At 51.7% G+C, this 24824-nt stretch carries 21 protein-coding genes; 19 read left to right on the top strand and 2 right to left on the bottom strand.

Translation table 11 applies throughout. From position 1 onward, the window contains the following. The first annotated feature begins 40 nt into the window (after positions 1–40). From ACLTX1_RS10310 to ACLTX1_RS10335, 6 genes are all read left to right on the top strand, one after another. On the top strand, positions 41–1696 hold the full coding sequence (locus ACLTX1_RS10310; protein ID WP_343284906.1) for an ABC transporter substrate-binding protein: 1656 nt from the start codon (positions 41–43) through the stop codon (positions 1694–1696). A gap of 112 nt (positions 1697–1808) precedes the next feature. Continuing rightward, complete coding sequence (locus ACLTX1_RS10315) at positions 1809–2840, top strand: lactonase family protein (protein ID WP_308448993.1); 1032 nt, start codon at positions 1809–1811, stop codon at positions 2838–2840. 36 nt (positions 2841–2876) lie between these two features. Then, complete coding sequence (locus ACLTX1_RS10320) at positions 2877–3728, top strand: SDR family NAD(P)-dependent oxidoreductase (protein ID WP_308448992.1); 852 nt, start codon at positions 2877–2879, stop codon at positions 3726–3728. Positions 3729–3746: 18 nt separating this feature from the next. Next, on the top strand, positions 3747–4955 hold the full coding sequence (locus ACLTX1_RS10325) for an enolase C-terminal domain-like protein (RefSeq protein WP_308448991.1): 1209 nt from the start codon (positions 3747–3749) through the stop codon (positions 4953–4955). A 34-nt stretch (positions 4956–4989) separates the two neighbouring features. Continuing rightward, the gene (locus ACLTX1_RS10330; protein WP_308448990.1) at positions 4990–6396 is read left to right on the top strand and encodes an MBL fold metallo-hydrolase; all 1407 of its coding nucleotides are present in this window, start codon (positions 4990–4992) and stop codon (positions 6394–6396) included. Positions 6397–6677: 281 nt separating this feature from the next. Continuing rightward, on the top strand, positions 6678–6932 hold the full coding sequence (locus tag ACLTX1_RS10335) for a sporulation transcriptional regulator SpoIIID (RefSeq protein ID WP_176820763.1): 255 nt from the start codon (positions 6678–6680) through the stop codon (positions 6930–6932). Positions 6933–6993: 61 nt separating this feature from the next. Here ACLTX1_RS10335 and ACLTX1_RS10340 read toward each other — a convergent pair whose 3' ends face one another. Next, on the bottom strand, positions 6994–8802 hold the full coding sequence (locus tag ACLTX1_RS10340; protein ID WP_412330905.1) for a Na/Pi cotransporter family protein: 1809 nt from the start codon (positions 8800–8802) through the stop codon (positions 6994–6996). Positions 8803–9048: 246 nt separating this feature from the next. Here ACLTX1_RS10340 and ispD point away from each other — a divergent pair, with 246 nt between their 5' ends. The 6 genes from ispD (at position 9049) to ACLTX1_RS10370 (ending at position 14159) form a co-directional block, all read left to right on the top strand. Continuing rightward, entirely contained in the window at positions 9049–9726 is a 678-nt protein-coding gene (gene ispD / locus ACLTX1_RS10345; RefSeq protein ID WP_308448988.1) for a 2-C-methyl-D-erythritol 4-phosphate cytidylyltransferase, read from the top strand. Positions 9727–9738: 12 nt separating this feature from the next. After that, positions 9739–10206 carry a 2-C-methyl-D-erythritol 2,4-cyclodiphosphate synthase gene (ispF, locus tag ACLTX1_RS10350; protein ID WP_176820761.1) on the top strand — a complete coding sequence of 156 codons (468 nt, stop codon included), beginning with the start codon at positions 9739–9741 and terminating at the stop codon, positions 10204–10206. Positions 10207–10319: 113 nt separating this feature from the next. Beyond that, positions 10320–10568 carry a DUF3343 domain-containing protein gene (locus ACLTX1_RS10355; RefSeq protein WP_176820760.1) on the top strand — a complete coding sequence of 83 codons (249 nt, stop codon included), beginning with the start codon at positions 10320–10322 and terminating at the stop codon, positions 10566–10568. Next, on the top strand, positions 10565–11734 hold the full coding sequence (locus tag ACLTX1_RS10360; RefSeq protein WP_412330895.1) for an aminotransferase class V-fold PLP-dependent enzyme: 1170 nt from the start codon (positions 10565–10567) through the stop codon (positions 11732–11734). The genes ACLTX1_RS10355 and ACLTX1_RS10360 overlap by 4 nt, the downstream gene beginning before the upstream one ends. 197 nt (positions 11735–11931) lie before the next feature. Beyond that, positions 11932–12825: a diadenylate cyclase CdaA gene (gene cdaA / locus ACLTX1_RS10365; protein ID WP_343284901.1), complete on the top strand. Its 894-nt coding sequence runs from the start codon at positions 11932–11934 to the stop codon at positions 12823–12825. An 8-nt stretch (positions 12826–12833) separates the two neighbouring features. Continuing rightward, positions 12834–14159, top strand: coding sequence for a YbbR-like domain-containing protein (locus ACLTX1_RS10370; RefSeq protein WP_412330896.1), 1326 nt, complete (start codon positions 12834–12836; stop codon positions 14157–14159). Between the two features lie 68 nt (positions 14160–14227). Here the strand turns inward: ACLTX1_RS10370 and ACLTX1_RS10375 are convergent, their stop codons facing one another. After that, positions 14228–14458: a hypothetical protein gene (locus ACLTX1_RS10375; protein WP_176820757.1), complete on the bottom strand. Its 231-nt coding sequence runs from the start codon at positions 14456–14458 to the stop codon at positions 14228–14230. A gap of 547 nt (positions 14459–15005) precedes the next feature. On the opposite strand from ACLTX1_RS10375, the gene recJ reads away from it, so the two are divergent. The 7 genes from recJ (at position 15006) to ACLTX1_RS10410 (ending at position 24818) form a co-directional block, all read left to right on the top strand. Further along, positions 15006–17045 carry a single-stranded-DNA-specific exonuclease RecJ gene (gene recJ, locus ACLTX1_RS10380; protein WP_412264060.1) on the top strand — a complete coding sequence of 680 codons (2040 nt, stop codon included), beginning with the start codon at positions 15006–15008 and terminating at the stop codon, positions 17043–17045. Between the two features lie 23 nt (positions 17046–17068). Next, positions 17069–19270, top strand: a complete 2202-nt coding sequence (locus tag ACLTX1_RS10385) for a bifunctional (p)ppGpp synthetase/guanosine-3',5'-bis(diphosphate) 3'-pyrophosphohydrolase (RefSeq protein ID WP_308448981.1) — start codon at positions 17069–17071, stop codon at positions 19268–19270. A gap of 14 nt (positions 19271–19284) precedes the next feature. Next, positions 19285–19893: an MBL fold metallo-hydrolase gene (locus tag ACLTX1_RS10390; protein ID WP_308448980.1), complete on the top strand. Its 609-nt coding sequence runs from the start codon at positions 19285–19287 to the stop codon at positions 19891–19893. A 10-nt stretch (positions 19894–19903) separates the two neighbouring features. After that, complete coding sequence (hemZ, locus tag ACLTX1_RS10395) at positions 19904–21361, top strand: coproporphyrinogen dehydrogenase HemZ (RefSeq protein ID WP_412330897.1); 1458 nt, start codon at positions 19904–19906, stop codon at positions 21359–21361. Next, positions 21333–22301 carry a uridine kinase gene (locus ACLTX1_RS10400; RefSeq protein ID WP_412330898.1) on the top strand — a complete coding sequence of 323 codons (969 nt, stop codon included), beginning with the start codon at positions 21333–21335 and terminating at the stop codon, positions 22299–22301. The genes hemZ and ACLTX1_RS10400 overlap by 29 nt, the downstream gene beginning before the upstream one ends. 156 nt (positions 22302–22457) lie before the next feature. Further along, positions 22458–22952, top strand: a complete 495-nt coding sequence (locus tag ACLTX1_RS10405; RefSeq protein WP_412330899.1) for a zinc-ribbon domain-containing protein — start codon at positions 22458–22460, stop codon at positions 22950–22952. A gap of 105 nt (positions 22953–23057) precedes the next feature. After that, the gene (locus tag ACLTX1_RS10410; protein WP_412330900.1) at positions 23058–24818 is read left to right on the top strand and encodes a polysaccharide biosynthesis C-terminal domain-containing protein; all 1761 of its coding nucleotides are present in this window, start codon (positions 23058–23060) and stop codon (positions 24816–24818) included. Positions 24819–24824: the final 6 nt, after the last annotated feature.

Raw genomic sequence — 24824 nt, forward strand, 5'->3', positions numbered from 1 at the left:
AAATGACGGATCGACATACATCAAGAATCAAAAAGAAAGGATGAAAGAAGTGCAAAAAAGCAAAAAGTTTATAACGGCGTTTTTAGCAACTATCATGGTGATGTCTACAGCGGCTTGTGGTGGGAATGCAAGTCAGAATAGCTCATCTCAGCAGAGCGCAGAGGTATCGTCTACTACAGGAGAAGAAAAGACCGGATATGACACTCATGTGGAGCTGTCTTGGTTTAAAGAGGGCATCACGGGTCATGAGATTAACTACGACGGAGATGCGTATGGTCAGTTTTGGCAGGATAAATTCAACACTACTTTCGACTTGACCGCTGCTACCATGGATGATTCAGACTGGAGTCAACGCTTGCGTATCTGGATTAATTCCGGAGACATGCCCGATGTGGCTCACTGGGGATTCAACTACGGTGAGTTGGTTGACTACGCCGCCCAAGATGCAGTTTACCGTTTCCCTGACGATTGGAAAGAGCGTTGGCCTAACGTAGCTGCAAGTCAGGAATGCGTTCCAGGTGCAGCTGTAGCGGAAGAAAAACTGGGTGGTACATACACACTGTTCAGAACTATCTTCGCTAATCACCGTCCTTCTGAGAGATTAAGTTATCATGCCCTTTTGTATATGCGCAAAGACTGGATGCAAGCTTGTGGAGTCGAAATCAAAGATACATATAGCCCATCAGAGCTGGAAGAGATCGCCACAAAGTTCAAGGAAGAGGATCCGGGTAATGTAGGAAGCCAGCTGGTACCAATCAGTATTCGTACATATGATGTTCCTAAGATTTATCCCGGCACATATTTCCCTCAATCCATCAATGTCGGCGATGGCTACTACAAAGATGAAAGTGGACAGTTCCAGTGGGCGCCGGCGGACGAGCGCACTCTGGAAGGATTAAAGAAATATCAGAACCTTTATACCAGCGGACTGTTGGATCCTGAATTCTACACCTTGACTCGATATGAAGGTACAGAAAAGTTCTACATCGGAGGCACCGCAGGCATCGTTTTAGATGACGGTATGGGCTATATGATTCAAAGCCGAATGGAAAACGGACTTCAGAAGAATCTTGGATTGGACCCTGATGAAGCGCTGCATATCGCTCAGTTAGTAGGTGAGGATGGAAAGTATTATTATCGTGAGGACATGAACTTCTACGGATCCATCATTTTCTCTCCCACCATTACCGATGAAGAGTTTGAGAGAGCCATGGATATTCTTGATTTTTGCTGCACGGAGGAAGGTCAGGAAATTATCAATATGGGTTTTGAAGGGGAAGATTGGAAGCGGGATGAAAACGGTGAATATGTCAGCCTTCTTCCGAATGAGATTACTGGTAATGCCGGTTCTATTTTGGCAAGCAAATATCCTACTGCCGATGTGTTCTTCGGTGGCGTTATTCTGGGTGATGATTTCCAGTTTGTGACTCCCAACTATACTAAAGAGACCCGAGATACCATTTCTCATTTCTATCAGCTGCGAGATGAACTTTGCGATGAAACCACTTTGTTGCCACGCGAATATGATTATGAGTTTTATAGTTCTCGTACTAAGACTCAGGCCAACATGGATTTGTCTGAAGAGTATGCTCAGCTGATTTTGAAAGACGGAGATTTGGAGACAAATTGGCGCAACTGGGTGGATGAGAAAATGCAGTTGGTACAGCCTCTGTTAGATGAATTGAATGAGCAATAAACGCGTTCTTTTCTGAAAAACAGAAAAACAGGATAGTAAGTTAGCGATAATTCAGGAGCCTGCCCTATACGCATGAGCAGGCTCCTGTCTTCTTTAAGGACCAAAGGTAGGGATGGACGAATTTATGGAGTATGAACTTTATACCGGAAGATACACGGGAGAACCCTCCGAGGATGGGGTGTGCTCTTGGAATTTCGATGGGGCGGTTCTTCGACGAAAGAAACAGTTTGGAAAGTTAATAAACCCTTCTTATGTACTGCCACATGGAGATCGCTTGTATGTTGTGGAAGAAATCCTCGATGGAGCAAGTGTGGCTTGCTTTTCTGTGGGTAATAAAGAAGAATCAAGCGTTTTATGGCATAAGGAAGTACCTGGAGCTGGATTGTGCCACTGTACGATTATCGGGAACAGTTTGTATGTTTCCGGATATACTGGAGGAACACTCACGGGGTTGAATGCTATTTCGGGACAAGTTATGTTTTATAAGGAGTTCTTGGGGCATGGTTCCAATACTCTTAGGCAGGAAAAGTCCCATATTCATTCCGCGCAGCCTACGCCGGATGGTTCCCGACTTTTGGTAGCAGATCTAGGCACTGACCGTCTATACAAGTTTGTGATGGATGCCAAAATCGGCTTGATGCTTGATGAGGAACAGCCGTACTTTCAGGTAAGAGCGGGACAGGGACCGAGGCATTTCGCGTTTCATCCAAACGGAAAATGGCTGTATCTGGTAACAGAATTGGATTGTTCACTTTTGGTGTTCCGGTATCAGAATAACAGATTGAACCAAGTGGGAGAATATTCTCTGAGGGAGAAGGGCGATCCGGACAGTTCATTAGCAGCAGATATTCATGTTTCTCCGGATGGAAAGTTCTTGTATGTTTCTGTCCGTGGTCCGGGATGTTTGCAAGGATTCGAGATTCAAAAGGAGAATGGTTTGTTAAATCCTTTGGGGAGATTCTCCACTGGTGGCTGGTGTCCCCGAAGCTTCCATATTAGTCCAGATGGACGCTACGTAGCAGTAGCCAATCAGGAGTTGGGGACGTTGGAAGTGTTTTCTCGAGAAAATACGAACGGACAATTGGGAAAGTTGCTGTGCTGCGTGGAAGTTCCTCATGTGTCCTGCGTAAAATGGAGGAATTAATTTTTGCGGTAACATATACAGATAGGAGGTATTGCAATGGAACGAAAAAAGGCAGTGGTAACAGGAGCTAGCCGAGGTATTGGGAACGGGATTGCCCGTTGCTTGGCCAGAGAAGGGTATGACTTAGCCATTTCCTACGCTACTAAGCAGGAGGAAGCTCAAAAGTTGGCTAACGAACTTCAGGAAACATATGGTGGAAAGTGCTTCTATTTTCAGGCTTCCTTAGAAAAGGAAGGTGTTGGTGTAGAGTTATTGAAGAAAAGTGTTGAAGCTTTGGGTGGGTTGGATTTGCTCGTAAATAACGCTGGAGTGACCCGATTTGAGAATATCCTTGACTTGACGCCAGAAGTTTTCGATTTGCTGTTTCATCTCGATTTCAAAAATTACATACTAATGATGCAAGAAGCAGCGCGTTATATGGTAAAAAATAAGGTGAGAGGTAGCCTAATCAACATCACATCATCCCGAGGTGAACGTGCCTATGCAGGGGATTTTCTTTACGGAGGGTTAAAAGCTGGACTTAATCGGGCGATCCAGTCTATCGCTTTGGATTTGGCACCTTACGGGATCAGAGTTAATAACGTAGCGCCTGGAGCTGTTCGAGTCCGGGATAAGCAGGAATTGGTAAATCAGGGAAAAACAGATTTTTGGGACGATTTGGGAAAGAAGATTCCATTGGAACGCTGTGGCATGCCTGAGGATATCGGAGAAGCTGTGGCTTTTTTAGCTTCGGAAAAAGCTTCTTATATTACTGGCACTACTCTGAGAATTGATGGAGGTCTGATTCTTCCCGGTATGCCGGAACATGTTTTACCTGGGGAAGATTTCAATGGGTGGAGCAAAGCTCATTCCTTGTTCGCAGAAGAAGTATTTAAGAGAATTGTTTAAGAAAGGAACTTATTTGATATGGTCACAATTCGGAATATTAAAACAATCCTTACAGCGCCCCGAGGCATTGACTTAGTAGTAGTAAAAGTGGAGACCAGTGAGCCGGGGCTTTATGGATTAGGCTGTGCCACATTTACCCAACGTTGGGCGGCTGTAGCCACGGCAGTGGAGGAATATATGAAACCTTTGCTGGTGGGACGTTGCGTGAATGATATTGAAGATATCTGGCAGACAGCTATGGGAAGTTCCTATTGGCGTAACGGTCCTGTACTCAACAACGCTATCTCTGGTGTAGATGAAGCGCTTTGGGATATTAAAGGCAAAATGGCGGGCATGCCGGTATATGATTTGCTAGGAGGAAAGTGCCGGGAAGCAGTGTCGGTCTATCGTCACACTGACGGTGCCACTCCCGAAGAGGTGGAAGAAAATGTTCGCAGGTATATGGAAGATGGATATCGTTACCTGCGATGCCAGATGGGAACCTATGGCGGTCAGATGGGAAAGGGAAAACAACGAGTTATTTCTCCGGAAAACAGCAAGCCTGGTGCTTACTATGACCCGAATCAGTACTGTGCGGGGGTAGTTAAGCTATTTAGCCATCTTCGCGACAAGTTAGGATATGAAGTGGAGTTGCTTCACGATATACACGAGCGGTTAACACCAGCACAGGCGATAGGGTTAGCCAAGAAACTTGAACCATACCAACTGTTCTTTCTGGAAGATGCTCTTTCGCCGGAGCAAATGGGGTGGTTTAGCCATTTCCGCAATCAGACAGCAGTACCTCTTGCCATGGGTGAGTTATTCAATAATCCGATTGAATGGAACGAGCTAATCTCCAAGCGGTTAATCGACTATATCAGGGTTCACGTCAGTCAGATAGGTGGCCTAACGCCTGCCCGAAAGTTGGCGGCGTTGTGCGAGAATTTCGGCGTACGCACTGCTTGGCATGGACCTGGAGATCTTTCTCCGGTGGGAGTGGTTGCCCAACTTCATCTGGATCTTGCCATTCCGAATTTCGGAATTCAGGAGTTTTCCGGGTTTTCCCCAGAGGAAGAAGAGGTATTCCCTGGTTGTCCTCAAGTGCGGAATGGTTATCTGTATGCCAATGATAAGCCCGGTTTTGGTATAGATATTGATGAGAAAAAGGCGGCTATGTATCCTTGCAGTTACCGTGAGCCCGGATGGCTTTTGGCTCGTACTACTGACGGCACAGCTGTAAGACCGTGAGTGCAAATTATAAGTGTAGAAAGGAGAATTAAGTTTGAAAATCCTAAGTATTCCGAATGAAAACGGAAAAATGACTTGCTTTTGGGAAGAAGGGGCAAGTTCTGGAAAAAAGCCATTGATTATTTGCCTGGCGGATAAGGAAGAAGATGCACAAAGGGATCTTAATTTGCTGTTTTCTCAAGCAAATGGAGCAAGCGTTGCAGCTTTAGTGATCTATCCGCAAACCGAAGAGCAGATTGTAGGAGATTGGCTCTACTCATTGCGTCAGAGAGAGGACGTGGACGAAAATAGAATTACTCTGACAGGAACCCTTTCCGCAGCGGACTGGGTCTGGCGTCTTGGAAGCCATTTTCCACAGTGGTTCGCGGGAATTTGCGCTGTTGGAGGTTATGGAGATCCCTATGAAGTTAGAGCCATGAAGAATGTTCCTGTTCGTGCTTATTTGGTAGAAGAAGAACCACAGATTATACGGAAGGAAAAAGTGGCAGTGAACGTGGACCAACTGGTCATGAGCCTATTAACTGCAGGTTCGGAATGTGTGGAAATGAGATCCATGTATGAGAAGAATCCATGGAATAAGGCAATCCAGGAAGATGGGGTGGTTTCATGGCTTTTGGAACAGAACCGGAAACATCAATTTCAGGTGATATGGCTGAAACCCGGAGTATGGCGTATTGACGATTGGTTTTCTTCCTCTTGCTATTTGATTGAAGGTCAGGATAAGGCGTTACTTATCGACACTAGTTTAGGAGAAGGAAACTTAGCGGAACTTGTGACGTCTCTCACCAATCTTCCGGTAGAGGTGGCTATCACTCATCCCCACGGCGATCACATGCACTGGGTGGATTCTTTTGATCGTGTGTACCTGCATAAAGATGATATTGCCTTGATGAGGGAAAAATCAGATGTATTTCCTGCAACGTTCCGTTATCCGAACAATTCTCATACAGAGTTTATTCCTATTGAGGAAGGGACGAAGATTCATTTAGGAGACATAGACGTAGAAGTGTGGGAATTATCCGGTCATACTGCGCATTCGGTAGTGTTTGTGGATCGTAGTCATAAATGTATTTTCACTGGGGACGCTATTGGATCTGGTTATATTGTACTTTTGATTTGCTCTGAAGAACATGCAATGGAGACGGTGGAGCAGTACCGGGAAAGCCTGATGAAAATAACCCCTCGCATGTCTGAGCTGAAGAATTTTGCTTGGTTAGGCGGTCATGGAATTCAAGAAAACGGCTGTGATCCGCGTCATCAGCAGGATTATTTAGCAGGGGAGTCTCAGTATTTTAACCCAATTCGCCAGCAGGTTATGCTGGATATGATCTGCCTGTGTAACAATTTAATTTCTGGAAAGATTTCTTGGAAATCGGTCATAGATTCTCCGGAACATTATTGCAATACAGGTTCTGCAGGAATTTTTTTCCATTTTATTTAAAAAATCGTGTTTTGAACGAAAAGAAAGACAGCGCCTTTTAGGTGCTGTCTTTCTTTTTATAAAGAGACCTGCTTGCTGGGCAAGTGGTTCTGGTTTCATAGGGTATCTCAAGGAAAAAGCGGCTCATGATGAATGAATATCGGGATGCACGGCAGAGCAATAACAATTGATTCCATGTGTTGATGAGCGTTTAAATTCTTTTTCAAAACAAAAAGAGGTATAATTAGAGAAAAGCTCAACATATAATGCAGCACAAGTATCACAGACAAGGGTGTGTTACGATGAAGCAGAATGTTGAGGACAGAGCCGCCATGCTGGGGGAGTATATCGTAGAGAACAAAGCTACTGTGCGCCGTGCCGCCAAGCAGTTCGGTGTGAGCAAATCCACCGTGCATAAGGACGTTGCCGAGCGGCTGCGCAGCGTGGATATGGGGCTTTACAAAGAGGTGAGCAGCGTACTGGCGGTGAATAAAGCCCAGCGCCATATCCGCGGCGGTATGGCGACAAAGCGCAAATACGAGGCACAGAAGAAATGAGAAAAGCCCTCCGCAAACAAATACGGAGGGCTTAAATTCTATGCGGCTTTAAATAGCTCGGTTAGCTTTTTACAGGTACTTCCTGCGGGGCCTTTTTGTGGTGGCTTTCCGGTAGTGTGTACTTGCTTGTGAAGCGGTTGTAATAGCCGGTGAAGCGCGGGTCTCCGGAGGTTTTGATCTCGTTTAAGTAACCGTGTGTGTCCATGGTGGAATCCTTGATCTGGATCAGGCATACCGCAATGTTAGAGCAGTGATCGGAAACGCGCTCGAAATTGTTGAGGATGTCTGAGAGCACGAAGCCGAGCTCAATGGTGCACTTGCCTTCCTGTAAGCGGCGGATGTGGCGGTTTTTCAGTTCAACTTTCAACGAATCGATGACCTGTTCGAGCGGCTCTACTTCGTAGGAAAGCTGTAAGTTGTTCTCGACAAACGCGTCTGTCGTGATGTTCAAAATCTCGATGATGGCACCTGTGAAGACCTCAAGCTCCTGCTGGGCCTTTTCGGAGAATTTCAGATCTTTATCGTGGATCTCGCGTGCAACGCGCAGGAGATTCACCGCGTGGTCGCCGATACGCTCGAAATCGCCGATGGTATGCAACAGCTGCGAAACATCGTTGCTGTCGGACGTGGAGAGGTTTTTACTGGAAATTTTGACGAGGTAAGAACCGAGCTTATCTTCGTACTGGTCGATGGTTTCTTCGTTTTTCTCGATTTTTTCTGCTGTGGCGGAATCAAAATGCGAGAGCAGACCGATGGCATCCAAAATGGTGTCACGCACAAGGTCTGCCATTTTTGTGGTGGCATTGCGGCACTCCGCAATCGCGAAGGACGGAGAGAGCAGCAGACGCTCATCGAGCAAAACCGCGTGCGGGTCCTGCTTGCCGGGCTTCAGGCGCTTATCCCGCACGGTGATAACGGCGAGCTTTTCAAGCTGATTGCAGAAGGGCAGCAGAATGAACGTGGTGATGAGGTTGAATGCGGAATGCACGACTGCGATCATAAACGAGGAGATCGGCTGGTCGGTGAATGTGAAATGGAAAATGCTGTTTGCAATATAAAAGCCGGAAAGACAGATGACGGTGCCGAGCACGTTAAAGTAGATATGCACGGCGGTCACGCGCTTTGCGCTTTTTGTGGTGCCGATGGAGGAAAGCAGCGCCGTGATACATGTACCGATGTTCTGGCCCATAATGACCGGCAGCGCCATGCTGAACGAAATACTGCCCGTCATGGCGAGAGACTGCAGAATGCCGAGCGAAGCAGCGGAGCTCTGGATGAGTGCCGTGATGCCTGCGCCGACTAAAATGGCGATGATGGGGTTATCGAGAATCGTTAAGACCTCTTTAAACTGCGGCAAGTCCGCAAGCGGTTTTACCGCGCCGCTCATCATGGTCATGCCGGTCATCAAAATGGCGAAGCCGACACATACGGAGCCGATGTCCTTTTTCTTGCTGCTCTTGGTGAACATGATGAGAATGATGCCGATGAGCGCCACGATGGGCGAAAAGCTCTCCGGCTTTAAAAGCTGTACGAAAACGTTGTCGCTCGTGATGCCGGAAAGGCTTAAGATCCACGCAGTGACGGTGGTACCGATGTTTGAGCCCATGATGACGCCGATGGTTTGCCCAAGCTCCATGATGCCGGAGTTGACGAGGCCGACCAGCATGACCGTCATAGCAGAGGAGGACTGGATCGCAATGGTGATGCCCATGCCGAGCAAAAGGGCCTTGAAGCGGTTTGAGGTCATGGAACGCAAAATACGTTCGAGCTTGCCGCCGACCATTTTTTCAAGGCTGGAGGAAAGCAAATGCATGCCGTAGAGGAAGAACGCAAGTCCGCCAAAGAGTGTAATAACGGAGAAAATGTCCATTTGTGGTTGCAGCTCCTTTGTGTGCGCAAAACGCTCGCTTTTCAAATTTTTTTCTTTTTTCTTACTTAATCTTTACATACAAGCTTATTCTAACATAGGTGACGGCGGGAATTCAATGCTTTTTTGATAAAAAACGTCGAAAGAGAAAATTATCTTGCCTTGACCCGCGGCGAGCATCGCGGTATACTGTATTTATATTTTAGGCAAACGCATTTGAATACTTGAAAAAATAAGGTGGGAAACGTGATGAAAACGGCGGCAATTTTGGTGGCGGCGGGCAGCTCTGCACGTATGAAAAGCGGCGGCGCTTCGAAAACGATGATGGAGATCGGCGGCGAGCCGGTTTTGAGCCGTACACTGCGCGCATTTGAGAATGCCGCGTGCATCTCAAAGATCGTCATTGTGGCGCGTGCATGCGATTTCGATGCAATCCAAAAAGCGTCGGCGTTCGTCACAAAGCCGCTCACGATTACCGAGGGGGGCAAGGAGCGGCAGGATTCCGTTTCAAACGGTGCGGCGCTTTGCGGTGACGCAGAGTATATCGCCGTGCACGATGCGGCGCGACCGTTTATCACGCCGGAGGAAATCGAAACCGTGTGCGCGGACGCGGAAAAATACGGCGCGGCGACGCTGGCGGTGCCGGTGAAAGACACCATCAAGGTTGCTGCGGCGGACGGCACGGTGTGCGCTACGCCGGAGAGAAGCACTTTGCGTGCCATTCAGACGCCGCAGGTATTCCGCCTTTCTTTGTATAAAGAAGCGCTGTGCCTTGCGAAAAACGCCGGAAAGCAATATACGGACGATTGCCAGCTCATTGAAGCGGCGGGCGGCAAGGTATATTTGACCCCGGGCGACTACAAAAACATCAAGATCACAACGCCGGAGGATCTGCTTGTGGCAGAGGCTTTTGCGGCGGAAAAGTAAAGGAGTGTTACTATGCGGATCGGTCATGGTTATGACGTACACAAGCTTGTAGAAAACAGAAAGCTCATTTTGGGCGGCGTGCATATCCCGTATGAAAAGGGCCTTTTGGGGCATTCCGATGCGGACGTGCTCGCGCATGCCATAGCGGATGCTTTGCTCGGCGCGGCGACGCTCGGGGACATCGGCGTGCTTTTCCCGGACGATGACCCGCAGTACGCCGGTGCGGACAGCTTAAAACTGCTCGCGGTGGCGGTGGCGGCGGTACGCCGCAAGGGCTTTGGGATTGAAAATATCGATGCGACGATTTTGGCACAGCGTCCGAAGTTGCGCCCGTACATCGATGAAATGCGCCGCAACATTGCATCCGCCTGCAACCTCGACCTCGATTGCGTGAGCATCAAGGCGACGACGGAGGAGGGCCTCGGCTTTACCGGCCGCGGCGAGGGTATTGCAGCGCATGCGGTGTGCCTGCTGAAATAAATTTGCATTGTTTTGAGAGCTTCGCTTCGGCGGGGCTCTTTTTTGCACCAATTCCCGGCTTGTCTCATATTCTGTTTTGATGAGACTGTTTTGAAGGCTTGGAGGTGCTTGCAATGGAAAACAAAAGAGACACGGGCGGGAAGCGGCTTATTGTTGTCAGCAGCGTGACCTATGCGCTGAAAAGCCGTGATCTGCTTTTTCAAAGAGGGATAAAAGCCTACATTGAGCGGCTGCCGCGCACCCGAGAAAGCGGCTGCGGCTATGGTGTATATGTTCCGCAGCGCACGGACGAAGCGGAGCGCATTTTGCGGGATGCAGGCGTGAAAGTGTTCTACCGTGCGGAACGGGGCGAAAAGAAATGATCTATCTCGATAACAGCGCGACGACGTACCCAAAGCCGCTTTCGGTGCGCCGCAAAATGGCGCAGGCGCTGGAGCAGTTCGGCGCGAACCCCGGCCGCGGCGGGTTTAAAATGAGCTTGCAGACGGCGCAGGCGGTCTACGATGTGCGGCAGAAGGCGGCGAGCTTTTTCGGTGCGGCGGGCCCGGAGTGCGTCTCGTTTCAGCCGAGCTGCACGCAGTCGCTGAATATCGTTATCCACTCGTTAAAGCGTAGCGACCATGTGCTTGTGACCGATTTGGAGCACAATGCGGTTTTGCGGCCGCTGAAAGCCATGGAGGTGCACGGTGTTTCGTTTACCGTTGTGCCCGTGACGCCCGGCGACAACGACGCGACGCTCGACGCGTTCCGTCATGCGATGCGCGAGAACACAAGGTTGTTTGTCTGCACGCAGGCCTCGAATGTATTCGGCATCCGCGTGCCTGTGGAGCGGCTGGCGGCGCTTGCGCATATATACGGCGCGGAGATCTGCGTGGACGCGGCGCAGTCCGGCGGGGTGATTCCCATTCATGCGGAGCGCGACGGCATCGATTACCTTTGCTGCGCGGGACACAAGGGGTTATACGGTCCGATGGGCACGGGTATGCTCATTACGAAAAACGGTGAAAAGCTGGAAAGCCTGATACAGGGCGGCACGGGTACGCGCGCGTTGGAGTTAGACCAGCCGCGGGAAATGCCGGAGTACCTTGAAAGCGGCACGCAGAATGTGCCGGGCATCCTCGCACTCGGCGCGGGCATGGATTTTGTGCGCACGAACGGTGAATACATGCTGCGGGAGAGGGAAATGCGCCACATTCGCCGCGTATACGAGGCATTCAAAAACATGCCGCATGTTGTTTTATACACCGCAATGCCGGACACGATGTACTTTGTGCCGGTGCTCGGCTTTAACGTGCGCGGCATGCAGAGTGAAGAAGTGGGCGAGGTACTTGCAAAGCGGAACATTGCCGTGCGCTGTGGATTCCACTGTGCACCGCTCGTACACCGCAAAATGGGAACGGACGGTGAAACGCCCGGCGGCGCGGTGCGCGTTTCGCCGGGTGCGTTCACGACTGACAGGGACATTACGGAGTTGATTCGCACGGTCTATTCGCTCCGGGCTGAAAGTGCGGCGCGAAAAGTCGAATAAAAATGAACAAAGTGTAAATAAAAATCGAAAAATATAGAAAAGAACAGGAGAAAACATACAATTCCCCCTTTTCATCCCCACCTCTTTGTGTTAAACTATATACAGTACGCATTTAGGTTTTGTAAAAAGTAAATCGTATGGAGCGGATGTGCACCGTGTGCATGTACCGCCGAATCCTGTACAAAGAGGTGAATGCTTTGAATAAGGTTTTTGAAGCCATTGCTTCCTGGTGGGAGTGGATGGTGAGCATTGCCATGAATTTTCAATTTAAAGATGCCGTTGATATTATCATCGTTGCATTTTTGATCTACGGTGTGGTCAAGCTTGTGCGCGAAACGCGCGCGGGGCAGCTTGTAAAGGGACTTTTTCTGCTTGTCGTTCTGTTTATTATTTCTTCGTATTTTAATCTGGTGATGGTCAGCCGCGTGCTGGCGTATTTCTTCCAGTTCGCTTTCGTCGCAATCCTCATCGTGTTTCAGCCGGAAATCCGCAAGGCGCTCGAGCAAGTGGGCCGCAACAACGTCGGACAATCTATTGCGGCTGTGGTAACAGGCCGTGACCGCAGCTATGACCGCGCGCAGATCCGCAAGGCAATCAACGCCGTGGTAGACGGCGTGGGCATTTTACAGCAGCTCAAAATGGGCGCGCTTATCGTATTCGAGCGCAAAACGAAGCTTGGCGACATCATTGAGACCGGCACGCAGATTAACTGCGAGCCTTCCGGCCAGATTGTGGGCAATATTTTCTTCAATAAGGCGCCTTTGCATGACGGCGCCATGATCATTCGCGACGGCATGATTCATGCGGCGGGCTGTATTCTGCCGCTGACGAAAAACACTTCGGTCTCTGCAGAGCTCGGCACGCGTCACCGCGCGGCGCTCGGTGTCAGTGAGGAATCGGATGCCGTGGTCGTGGTGGTTTCGGAAGAAACGGGGCAGATCTCCGTGGCTGTAAACGGCGTTTTGGCGCGCCGCTTTACGCGCGATACGTTGCGTGATGTTTTGGAGGGGTACCTCATTCCGCAGGAAGAAGCTTCCACCGTGCGCCGTAAGTTCGGCGTGCTGAAAAGCAAAAGGACGGTGAAGAAGTGATGGCAAAAATGTCTAAGAAACCCAGAAACGAAGTAAAACAGCGCTTACGCGTGTTTGAAAACAACACAATTTTGCTTATCTTTTCATTCCTTGCCGCGGCGGCCGTCTGGTTTGCCATGATGGCGAGCAACTCCGAAGGCCGTGCGACCGTAATCCGCAATGTGCCGATTAACGTTGAAATTTCCGATACGGCGCAGGAAGCCGGTGTGCGCGTGTTCAGTATGAGCAGCAGCGCGACGGATGTGAGTATTACGGGCAACTCACTCATTACAAGTAAGGTGACGAGTGAGGACATCGGCGTTACGGGGACGCTGGATCCTTCCGTCAGCATGCTGACGGGCAGCAGCTTGCAACAGACGACGCTTTCTCTGCGCGCAGCAAAAAAGGGCAACACCCTCGCCGAATACGAGGTGGAAAGCGTTTCGCCGTCCGAGATCACAGTGGTGTATGATAAATATAAAGAAACGCAGCTCACTTTGGAAACAAATTTTCAGTACACTACGGCGGGAAATTACTATGCGCCTTCTACGCCCACACTTTCTACGGAGCTTATCACGGTCTCCGGCCCGGAAAGCAGCGTGAACAAGGTGGCACGTGCCGTGTTGGAATATAAGTTCAGCGAAGAGCTCACGCAGTCGAAGTCGCTTTCCTGCAAAGTGACGTTGTACGACGCGAACGGCAATGTACTTGACCCAACGGAGCTCTATTTGAAGCTGAGCGACGACACGGTGGAGGTCTCCATTCCGGTGACGAGCCGACAGACGGTCAAGCTGGAAGCGGATGTGCGCAACATTCCGGACAGCTTTGCCTCGAACCGCATCACGATCGACCCGGCAGAGATTGAAATTGCCGGCGACGGTGAAACGGTCTCAAAGTACACGACCCTGACGCTCTCCACGCCGATCAACTTCCTGGACGTTACGCCGGAAAACAACACGTTCACGGTGGCTATCCCGGTGCCGAGCGGTGTGACAAATGTGACGCGAGTGGAAAACGCGACCGTTACATTCAACTTGAACGGTTACAAGGAAACGTCTGTGCTGACGAGCAACATCAGCGTCATCAACGTGCCGGAGGGTATGGAAGCAGAGCTTTCTACAAAGACGCTCACGCTGAAGATCATCGGCACGGCGGCGCAGATCTCGAAGCTGACAGGAGATTCCGTTTTCTGTACGGTGGATCTTTCCACGGTGACAGACCCGAGCGGCAGCATGGAAGCGCCGGTGACGGTGACGATTAACAATGCGGATTCCTGCTGGGCGACCGGCAGCTACACGGCGCATGTGACGCTTTCGCCGAAAACCGAATCTTCCACCAGTGGCGCTTCGGACTAAATAAGCAAAATGAAAACCCGCCGAGCTGAAAAGTTTCGGCGGGTTTGTGTTTTATGGGGAGAGTACATTCAGCGTAGCGCGATCATGTCGCCGGTGAAGTGCGAAAGCCAGTCTTTTACGGCGAACGGTACGCCGGTAGCTTTTAAAATAACGATCACCAAAATGATGGCGATGAGAATAAGCAGCACCTTAAGCGCAAATTGCGGGTTGCCGTGTTGGTGCTCGTCTTCGTGCTCCGGCACATGGTGTTCTTTAGCGGTCTGCTTGGCGGTTTCAGGTTTCCGTGTTTTTTCTTCCATAACGGCACCTCTTTTCTGCAAAGATACAGAATCTTTCATTTCCATTTTACCACATGCCTTTCCTGTTTTCTATAATTTATCGACTTTTTTCTTCGGAAAAATCAACAAAAATTCGGGAAATAATTCTGCGCCGAGCGCTTATAAAACAAGACACTTTGGTGTCTTGTTCAGAGAACTCATACAGCCGGGCTTCCTACGACTTGAACGTCCGCCGGAAGTTCAAGTCTACCTGTCCTGACGATTACGAACGCAAAAGTGTTTCGTCGTCTGCGGACGACGACTCAAGGCACTGCCTTGAGAATCCGTAAACTTTCTTGAAGAAAGTTTACTCAAAGACTTTGTTCGTCGCTTTGCCGACAGATGGAGAATGTGTTTTTCTTTTTCTACAAACAGTTTCGCAGATAATTGTGAAATTCTGTTGAATAACCGGCAAAAAAATGCTAAAATATTCTTTTAGAAATGAAACGAATTTGCATAGGACACGGTTGCCGCGCAGTAGTTGGGGTTGCGCGGAAAATCGGGCTTTTGATTTAAAGGGTGAAGCAAAATGATCTTGCGAAAATGGGAGGTGCGTCCTCTCGATAAGGAACGTGCGGCGGCGTTTGCACAGACGTATGGCGTGCCGTTCTTCCTCGCGATGCTGATGAATATTCGCGGCCTTGACGATGCCGCGCATCTGCGGGAATTTCTTGGCGAGGGCGAGCCGCTCTCTGACCCGTTTCTTTTAAAAGATATGGACAAAGCCGCGGCGCGTATTACCCGCGCGGTGGACAACATGGAAAAAATCGCGGTTTACGGGGATTACGATGCCGACGGCGTGACTTCGACCGCCATGCTGTATTCGTACCTTGAAACGCGTGGTGCGGACGTAATCTTCTACATACCGCAGCGCGAGGGCGAAGGCTACGGCATGAACATCGGCGCCGTGGAATACTTAAAAGAGCAAGGTGTGTCGCTCATTGTCACGGTCGACAACGGCATTTCCTCCGTGCAGGAGGTAGCGCGCGCGAACGAGCTTGGCATTGATGTGGTCGTCACCGATCATCACCGCCCGCAGGAGATATTGCCCGATGCTGTGGCGGTCGTGGACGCATACCGACCGGATGACACAAGCCCCTATAAGCATTTTTCCGGTGTAGGCATCGCGTTTAAATTGCTTATGGCGCTGGAGGACGGAGCGGGCGACGTGGAAGATCTGTTAGAAGCATACAGCGATCTCGCGGCCATCGGCACCATCGGCGATATTGTGCCGTTGACGGGCGAAAACCGTACGCTGATCCGCGCGGGTCTTGAGCGTCTTTCACAGAGCGACCGCCCGGGCGTGCAGGCACTTTTGGAAAACGCAGGCGTTGCAGGGAAGGCACTGACGAGCACGAATGTGGCGTTTACGCTTGTGCCGCGCATCAACGCGACGGGCCGTATGGGCGCGCCGGAACGCGCCGTGCGCTTGCTCATCAGCGGCTATGAAGAGGAAGCCGAGGTACTGAGTGAGGAAATTTGCGCCGATAACGAGGAACGCCGCCGTGTGGAAGCAGAGATTGCCGAAGCGGCGTTTGCGGATATCGAAGCGAAAGGATACATGAAAGACCGCGTGGTCGTGGTGGACGGTGAAAACTGGCACCATGGTGTTATCGGCATTGTGGCGTCCCGTGTGACGGAGCGCTGCGGCAAGCCGTGCATGATCATTTCGCGCGGCGAAACAGAGGCGAAGGGCAGCGGCAGAAGCATTGAGGGTTTCTCGCTGTTTGAAGCCATCTGCGCGTGCGGCGACTTGCTCATCAAATTCGGCGGACATCCCATGGCGGCGGGTATCACGTTGAAGCCCGAAAACATCGAAGCGTTCCGCAAGCGCATCAATCAGTATGCGGCGGAGCACTTCCCGCAGATGCCCACGCAGACGGTCACACTGGACTGCAAGCTGAACCCGGCGGCACTTTCGGTTTCCATGGCGCAAAGCCTGACGCAGTTGGAGCCGTTTGGAAACGGCAACCCGCAGCCGGTGTTCGGTTTGTTCAACATGGAGCTTTCCAATGTCACACCGGTCGGCGGCGGGGGTCATCTGCGCCTGACCTTAGAAAAGAACGGCGCGGTCATCACGGCGATGCGTTTTAATACAAAGCCCGAGGAGCTGCCGTACCACATCGGCGATAAGATCGACCTTGCGGTGCAGCTGGAGGCGCGCGAATTTCGCGGCCAGCCGTCGCTGACTGTCATCGTGCGCGATATGAAGTTTGCAGCGTTCAATACGGAAAAGAATATAGCGTCACTTGCGAGCTTTGAAAAGTGGCAGCGCGGCGAGGTGCTTTCCGCGGAGGATAAAAACAGATTATACCCCGACCGCGCGTGCTTAGCGGCCATTTACCGCGCACTGCGCACGGTAAACGGTAAAGAGACGGACCAGGTTCGGTTTGTTTCGCAGTTTGGAAAAGATATGACACTGGGACTCTTTAAAACGGCGCTTCTTGTATTTGAGGAGCGCGGCTTGGTACACAGCGAAATTGCAGACGATACATTTACGGCAACGCTCATCGAAACGAGCGGCAAAACAGATATTACACGTTCCCCGGTGCTTTTGGCACTGCAATAAGGGAACGGAAGGAGTGAAAAACGATGGAAGAAGCAGCAAAAACGTATGCGGACCTTGTGTCACTGATCGAAAAAAGCGAAAAAGAATATGACCTCGCGTTGATCGAAAAAGCGTATCAGTTCGCGGAGGCAGCGCATCAGGGACAGGTGCGGCGCTCCGGCGAGCCGTACATCATCCACCCCATTGCGGTGGCGTATAAGCTTGTGGAATTCGGCATGGATACCCCGTCCGTCGTGGCAGGTCTGCTGCATGACGTCATTGAGGACACGCCGGTTACGTATGACGACATTGTGAAAGCGTTCGGTAAGGAGATTGCAAACCTGACGGACGGCGTGACAAAGCTCGGCAAGATCCCGTTCTCCTCCCGTGAAGAGCAGCAGGCGGAAAACCTGCGCAAAATGCTCATTGCGATGAGCGAGGATATCCGCGTGATCATTATTAAATTTGCGGACCGCATGCACAATTTAGCGACGCTCGAATACGTAGCGCCGCAGAAGCAGCGCGACAAGGCGCTGGAATGTCTTGAGGTGTACGCTCCCATTGCGCACCGTCTCGGCATGCGTAAGGTTAAGGAATACATGGAGGACGTTTCTTTAAAGTACCTTGACCCTGTTGCGTATAAGGAGATTGAAGATAACCTTGAGGCGCGCAGCACAAAGCGCAAGCAGTTTATTGAGACAACGAAAGAAATGATCCGCAGTCGTGTGGAGCCGCTTATCCCGGGCGTATATATTGAAGGGCGCGTAAAAAGCGTCAACGGCATTTATCGCAAGATGTTCATTCAGGGTAAGAGCTTTGACGAAATTTACGACGTGTTCGCCCTGCGCGTAATCGTCGATACCATCAACGATTGCTATAATGTGCTCGGTATCATCCACGATATGTTCACCCCGCTGCCGAACCGCTTTAAGGACTACATTTCCACGCCGAAGCAGAACATGTACCAGTCCTTGCACACGACGGTCATCAGCAAAGAGGGCATCCCGTTCGAGGTGCAGATCCGCACGTGGGAAATGCACCACACGGCAGAATACGGCATCGCGGCGCACTGGAAGTATAAGCTCGGCATGACGAGCGGCAACGAAAAGCCCGACTCGCTGGAGGGCCGCTTGCAGTGGATCCGCAACATGCTCGATAACCAGTCCGAAAGTGAAGATATCACTGACCTTGTGCGCTCCATCAAGACCGATCTTGCGCCGGAAGAGGTGTTCGTCTTCACCCCGAAAGGTGATGTTATCAACCTGCCGATGGGCTCTACGGTTATCGATTTTGCGTATGCCATTCATTCCGCCGTCGGCAACCGCATGATCGGTGCAAAGGTTGACCAGAAGATCGTGCCGCTCGATTACAAGGTAAAAACGGGCGAGATCATTGAGATTTTGACGACGAAGGAGGTCGGCCGCGGCCCGAACCGCGACTGGCTTTCCATCGTGCGTACAAGCGAAGCACGCAATAAGATCCGCGCGTGGTTCAAGAAAGAAAAGCGCGATGAGAACATCGTAGAGGGCAAGGCGGAGTTGGAGCGCGAATTTAAGCGCAACGGCATCGTGATGAGCGACGAGCTGATGCAGTTCATGCTGGAAAGCGCCGGCCGCCGCCACAGCTGCGTCACGCCCGATGATTTCTATGCGGCCATCGGCTACGGCGGCATACAGCTTTGGAAGCTTCTGCCGCGCGTAAAAGAGGAATACCAAAAGACCCACAAGCCTGCACCCGAACCGCAGCAGGAGATTGCGCAGCAGACCCCGCCGCCGAACCTCAACAAGAAAGCGGCAGGCGGCGTGCTCGTAGAGGGTATGGACAACTGTCTCATCAAGTTCTCCCGCTGCTGCAACCCGCTGCCGGGCGATGAGATTGTCGGCTTCATCACGCGCGGTTTCGGCGTTTCCATCCACAAACGCAGCTGCTCGAACGTGCCGAAGGATTTCTCGCAGGCGCCGGAGCCGGAGCGCTGGGTGCGTGCGCACTGGGCGGGTGAAGTCAAGGAAGAGTTCAAGTCTACGCTGCATATTGTGGCGACCGACCGTTCCGGCCTGCTCGCAGACGTGACCCAGCAGCTTTTCAATATGCACATTTTCATTCACTCGCTCAACTCCCGCGAGGTCAAAAATTCGGAGAATGCCGTCATTTCGGCAACGATTACCATCAACGGCCTTTCGCATCTGCAGACCGTTATCGACCGCTTGCAGAAGATTAAGGGCGTAATCTCTATTGACCGCAGCTAAAGGTAAACAAAGATATGAAATATAAATGTATAACGGGCGGGCCTATTTCGGAAAATTGCTACCTGCTCATCGACGAAAAAACGAATCAGGCGGCGGTCGTTGACCCCGGCTTTTTGAACGACGCTCTGTTAAATGAAATTAAAAAATATACGGTGCAAAGAATTTTGCTGACACACGGCCATTTTGACCACATTTGGGAGGCTGACCGCCTGCACGAGATGCTCGGTGTGCCGGTGTGCGCCTATGAGACGGAAGCGGCGTTTGCAGCGGACGATAAGCAAAACGGCTCGCTTCTCATGATGTACGAGTCCGTCACCTGCAAAGTGCACGAGGCTTTCAAAGACGGTGAAACATTTCAGATCGGCGAAGTGCCGGTCACGGTGCTGCACACGCCCGGCCACACCGCGGGCGGCGTGAGCTACATTACGCCGGACGCCGTGTTTACGGGCGATACGCTGATGGGCTACTCCGTCGGGCGGTGCGACCTGCCAACCGGCAACAGTGCCGAGCTGCGCGAGTCTCTGAAAAAGCTTGCGGCGCTGTCCGGAAATCCCGATATCTGCGGCGGCCACGGCCCCGTGACGACGCTGGAAGACGAAAAGCGCCGAAATCCGTATTTATAAAGGAAAATGTATGGTTTTATATATTATCGATCACCCTTATCATTATGAGGCGGAAAACCTCTGCCGCGTGTTTTACCCGTTTGACAAAGTCACGGTACAGCACGAATTTATGCCGAGCGATGAAAACCGCACGGTGTACACCGCCGAAGAAAACGGCGAATATATCGTGCGCATTGAAGACGCAGACGGCAAAACGGAGCGCAAAGCAAAAGTAGGCGCAGAGACCGAATACGGCATGGTGTCTTTATTATTTGATGCATTTTGCGCCCACACGGGCAAAATGCCGCGCTGGGGTATGCTGACGGGCATTCACCCCATTAAGCTCCTGCGCCAGCTGACCGAACAGCACGGCGAAGCGAAAGCGGCAAGGCTGTTCCGCGAAAAATATTTCGTCTCAAACGAAAAAACGGCACTTGCGGTGCGCACCCTGCGCGCACAAAAGCCCATTACGGATAAAGTGCGTGAAAACGACTACTCTTTGTACATTTCCGTGCCGTTCTGCCCCACGCGCTGCGCGTACTGCTCATTCGTTTCGCAGAGCGTGGAAAAGGCCAAGAAACAGATCCCGGAATATCACCGCCTGCTTTTGGAAGAGCTGAAAGAGACGGCGAAAGTCGCCGATGCTTTGGGCTTAAACCTGCGCGCTGTGTATGTCGGGGGCGGCACACCCACGACATTCTCCGCAGAGCAGCTTTCCGAGATGATCCGCGTTGTGAAAGATTCGTTCGACATGTCGCAGTGCGAGGAACTTACGGTGGAGGCCGGCCGCCCGGATACCATTGACCGTGCAAAGCTGGATGCGCTGCTTAAAAGCGGCGTTTCGCGTATCAGCATCAACCCGCAAACCTTGCAGGACAACGTGCTCGAAAACATCGGCCGCCGCCACACGGCGCAGCAGACTGTGGATGCGTTTCACCTCGCGCGGGAAGCGGGCTTTACGAATATCAATATGGACCTCATTGTCGGCTTGCCGGGCGACACGTATGAGACGTTCTGTGACACAATCGAAAAGGTCATTGCGCTTGACCCTGAGAACGTGACGGTGCACGCGCTCGCATTGAAGCGCTCCTCGTTCATCACGCAGAGCGGCGAGATCAACAAGGCCCACGCCGATGCCGCGCTTGCCGACCGCATGATGGCTTATGCCGAAAAGCGGCTGACAGAGCGGGGGCTTGAGCCGTATTATCTCTATCGCCAAAGCCGCATGGCGGGCAATTTGGAGAATACGGGCTGGGCAAAGCCGGGCACCGAGTGTGCATATAATATTTTCACGATGGATGAGACCGAAACGGTGCTGGCGTGCGGCGCAGGCGGCGTGACGAAGCTTAAGAACCCGTATTCCGAAGATCTTTCACGAATTTTTAACTTCAAATATTCGTATGAATATATCAGCCGTTACCCGGAGATTCTCGAACGAAAGGAGGGCATCGCGAAGCAATATGAGCAATTTCGCAAGCGGTTACATTAAATATATCAATCACTTAGAGCAGATTAACGACGCGGCGCTTTTGAACCCGCAGGTCATGATCGATGAGGTGGAGGATTCCTATCACGAGCACATCGAAAACATTGCGCGCAACATTGTGACGCATTACAAAACCGCGAAGGTGTGCATGCTGGCGGGGCCGTCCTCCAGCGGCAAGACGACCACGGCGCATTTATTGCAGCGCGAGCTCGGTAAGCTCGGTGTGCACGCCGAGATTGTCTCGCTTGACGATTTTTACCTTGGCCCGGACGAAACGCCCGTGCTGCCGAACGGCGAAAAGGACTATGAGACCGTGGACGCGCTCGACATTGCGCTTATTCAGGATTGTTTGAATTCCGTCATTCACAGCGGCTCCTGCCTTTTGCCGGAGTACGATTTTACAACGAAGACCCGAACATTGGCGGCAAGAAAGCTCGACGTCAGCGACCGCGGGTTCGTTATCATGGAGGGTCTGCACGCGCTGAACCCCATTTTTACGCGTGGTCTGCCGGAGAGCAGCACCATAAAGCTGTATGTCAGCGTGAAGCAGCAGATCAAGGATATCAACGGCGAGGTCATTTCGCCGATGGATATTCGCCTTGTGCGCCGCATCTCGCGTGATATCCGTTCCCGCGATACCATGCCGGAGCGCACCATCGCCATGTGGGATAATGTGGTGGCGGGCGAAGATAAATACATCCGCCCGTACCGCCTTTCCGCGGACTACACGGTGAACTCCATTCATATCTATGAACCGTGTGTGCTGCGCAGGCTTGTCATTCCGCTTCTGCGCGAAATCCCGGAGGATAACCCGTGTTACCGTAAGGCGCGCGATTTAGATGCCCGTCTGATGCGCTTTGAGCCTATTGATGCCGAGCTGGTGCCTGCAAACTCCATGCTGCGTGAATTTTTGGGTCCGAAAGTAGAAAACGGTACGAATTAAGGTTATTGTCAGGAAAAATTTAACCTTTGTTTACAAAATTGCCGGTTTGTCATTTGCTTTTTGACACAAATTGCGCTATAATGGGACTGAAGAAAGGTACATGAAACGGTGTGCTTCTTAAGGTTCCGTTTCCAAACCACAAAAGGAGAATTTGTTATGGGAATTTTTGATGATGTTGTTGTCAACGCAAAATCCGCTGCACAGACCGTAGGCAAAATGGCAGGCCAGTTTGTGGATATGTCCAAGCTGCGCATCAATATGGCCGAGCTGAACGGCGAGATTACGAAACGCTATCAGGGGCTTGGCCGCTTCATTTACGAGGCCAAGAAGGCCGGTTCCGCAGACGAAGCCGAGCTTGCAGACCAGATCGCCGGTATCGATGATCTGTATGCACAGCTTTCCGCGGTTTCCGCACAGTACGCTTCCATGCAGGATAAAGTGACTTGCCCGGCATGTGGCAAGAAGATGCCGACGGATTCCATGTTCTGCAGCCACTGCGGCGCAAAGCTGGAGAACGCACCGGCAGAGCCGGAAGAAGCTGCCGAAGCAGTCGAGAAGGCCGAAGTCCCCGCAGAGCCGGAGACGACGGAAGTTACAATCGAGACAGAGAAGACGGCTGAGCCGACCGAGGAAGTCAAGACCGAGGAATAATTGAAAACGCGGGCCCGGCCTGCAAGGACGTAAAACCAGAAGGAAAGAGGTGCCCCCTCTTTCCTTTTCTTTCGCCGAGAAACTTTTTTGAAACGGAAGGGTTTTATGGAGCAAAAACGGTCCGCGGCGCGCGTGCAGCAGGGATTTCTGCACGGCGCGTTCATTTTAATGTTCGGCGTTCTTCTGGTGAAGGCCATTGGGGCGTTGTTTAAAATCCCGTTATCGAGTATCATCACGGAAGACGGTATGGGATATTTCAGCACGGCGTACAGTTTTTTTAACGTGCTGTTCAGCCTTTCCACCGTCGGTTTTCCCGTGGCAGTGGCGCGGCTGACTGCGGCGGAGGACGCCTTAGGACATTTTCATGACGTGCGGCAAATCAAAGCGGCGGCGCTGCCGGTGTTTTCGGTCATCGGCGTTCTCTGTGCTCTGCTGATGGCAAGTTTTGCACCGCTTTATACGCGCTTGGTGCAAAGCCCCGGCGCACTTTTCTCCATGTTGGCGCTTGCGCCGTGTGCCGCGCTGTGTAGTATTTCCTCCGTGTACCGCGGTTATTTTGAGGGCCTGCGCAATATGCTGCCCACGGCGCGTTCGCAGGTTGCGGAATCGCTCGGCAAGCTTATTTTCGGGCTTTCCGGCGCGATTTTTGTGATGCATATGGGCACACGGGAGCTGCAAGCGAGCGGCACGGTATTCGGCTGTACCGTGAAAAGTGAAGCAGATGGCTGTCAGCTTGTCTGCGCTTTAGGTGCTGCTGCCGCAATCCTCGGCGTGACGCTCGGCGCGGTGCTGGGGCTTTTGACGCTTGTCTTCCAAAGTCGCAGGGACGGCGTCACAAAAGCGATGCTGCAACGCGCGCCGAAGCCGAAAAGCAAGCGTATTTGGGCCGGAAAATTGCTGCGCACTGCACTGCCCATTTCGCTTGGGGCAGTCGCCATGAGCTTTTCCGGACTCATTGATGCGTCATTTTTGCAGACGCGTGTCGCCTATGCCGTGCAGACAGACCCCGCAGCGTTGCTTTCCATGTACGCCGGCGCGATTCCCAAAGGGAATCTCGCCGCGCCGGAAACCGTGCCGAACTACCTTTTCGGCTGCTACAATATGGCGCTGACACTCTTTTTGCTCGTGCCAAGCGTAACGCAGTCGTTCGGGGTCAGCGCGCTGCCGAGCGTGACACGGGCATTCCAGACGGGGGATTCGCAGAAACTGAAGCGCACCGTGGAAGCGGTGCTGCGTATCACGTTTTTGACGGCACTGCCGATGGGGGTGGGGCTTTCCGTTTTGGCGCAGCCCGCCGCACTACTGATCTACGGTGCACGGCCGGGCACGGTCATCGTGGGACGCGTGCTGACGGCCTTGGGCGCGGCGTCCGTTTTTGCGGCGCTGTGCGGGCCGCTGAACAGCATCTTGCAGGCGATGGGCCATGTGGAGCTGCCCGTGGTGCTGACGCTCATTGGGTTATTCGTAAAAGCCGTGCTCGATTACACGCTCGCCGCTGTGCCGCGTGTGAACGTGCTTGGCGGTGCTGTCGGTACACTCGTGTGCTATGCGCTCGCAAGTGTGTTGGCGTGCATTGCGATACGGCGTATTGCAGGCGTGAAAATAGATTTCTTTTCCACTTTTAAAAAGCCGTTTCTGGCATCCGTTTGCTGTGGCGTGGCAGCTCTTTTAACACACAAAGCGTGGTGTGCGGTGCTGCCGGAATCGCGTTTTTCCGCGCTGCCTGCGGTGTTTTTGGGTGCGCTTATCTATGTTGTTTTCCTGCTGATTGCACGCGGGATCTGTGAAGAAGACATCAAAGCACTGCCGAACGGAGAAAAAATTACAAAAAGACTTGAAAAATACTTGCAAAAAGCAGGGGGATAGGGTAAA

The sequence above is a fragment of the Hominenteromicrobium sp. genome (genome assembly GCF_046974225.1).
Classification (GTDB): domain Bacteria; phylum Bacillota; class Clostridia; order Oscillospirales; family Acutalibacteraceae; genus Hominenteromicrobium; species Hominenteromicrobium mulieris.

Coding starts and splice junctions, on each gene's coding strand:
- ACLTX1_RS10370 (WP_412330896.1), top strand. CDS start 12,834: ATGTCTAAGAAACCCAGAAACGAAGTAAAACAGCGCTTACGCGTGTTT.
- ACLTX1_RS10340 (WP_412330905.1), bottom strand. CDS start 8,802: ATGGACATTTTCTCCGTTATTACACTCTTTGGCGGACTTGCGTTCTTC.
- ACLTX1_RS10405 (WP_412330899.1), top strand. CDS start 22,458: ATGGGAATTTTTGATGATGTTGTTGTCAACGCAAAATCCGCTGCACAG.
- ACLTX1_RS10310 (WP_343284906.1), top strand. CDS start 41: ATGAAAGAAGTGCAAAAAAGCAAAAAGTTTATAACGGCGTTTTTAGCA.
- ACLTX1_RS10360 (WP_412330895.1), top strand. CDS start 10,565: ATGATCTATCTCGATAACAGCGCGACGACGTACCCAAAGCCGCTTTCG.
- ACLTX1_RS10320 (WP_308448992.1), top strand. CDS start 2,877: ATGGAACGAAAAAAGGCAGTGGTAACAGGAGCTAGCCGAGGTATTGGG.
- ACLTX1_RS10335 (WP_176820763.1), top strand. CDS start 6,678: ATGAAGCAGAATGTTGAGGACAGAGCCGCCATGCTGGGGGAGTATATC.
- ispD (WP_308448988.1), top strand. CDS start 9,049: ATGAAAACGGCGGCAATTTTGGTGGCGGCGGGCAGCTCTGCACGTATG.
- ACLTX1_RS10390 (WP_308448980.1), top strand. CDS start 19,285: ATGAAATATAAATGTATAACGGGCGGGCCTATTTCGGAAAATTGCTAC.
- ACLTX1_RS10385 (WP_308448981.1), top strand. CDS start 17,069: ATGGAAGAAGCAGCAAAAACGTATGCGGACCTTGTGTCACTGATCGAA.
- ACLTX1_RS10375 (WP_176820757.1), bottom strand. CDS start 14,458: ATGGAAGAAAAAACACGGAAACCTGAAACCGCCAAGCAGACCGCTAAA.
- ACLTX1_RS10355 (WP_176820760.1), top strand. CDS start 10,320: ATGGAAAACAAAAGAGACACGGGCGGGAAGCGGCTTATTGTTGTCAGC.
- ACLTX1_RS10400 (WP_412330898.1), top strand. CDS start 21,333: ATGAGCAATTTCGCAAGCGGTTACATTAAATATATCAATCACTTAGAG.
- hemZ (WP_412330897.1), top strand. CDS start 19,904: ATGGTTTTATATATTATCGATCACCCTTATCATTATGAGGCGGAAAAC.
- recJ (WP_412264060.1), top strand. CDS start 15,006: ATGATCTTGCGAAAATGGGAGGTGCGTCCTCTCGATAAGGAACGTGCG.
- ACLTX1_RS10410 (WP_412330900.1), top strand. CDS start 23,058: ATGGAGCAAAAACGGTCCGCGGCGCGCGTGCAGCAGGGATTTCTGCAC.
- ACLTX1_RS10325 (WP_308448991.1), top strand. CDS start 3,747: ATGGTCACAATTCGGAATATTAAAACAATCCTTACAGCGCCCCGAGGC.
- ispF (WP_176820761.1), top strand. CDS start 9,739: ATGCGGATCGGTCATGGTTATGACGTACACAAGCTTGTAGAAAACAGA.
- ACLTX1_RS10315 (WP_308448993.1), top strand. CDS start 1,809: ATGGACGAATTTATGGAGTATGAACTTTATACCGGAAGATACACGGGA.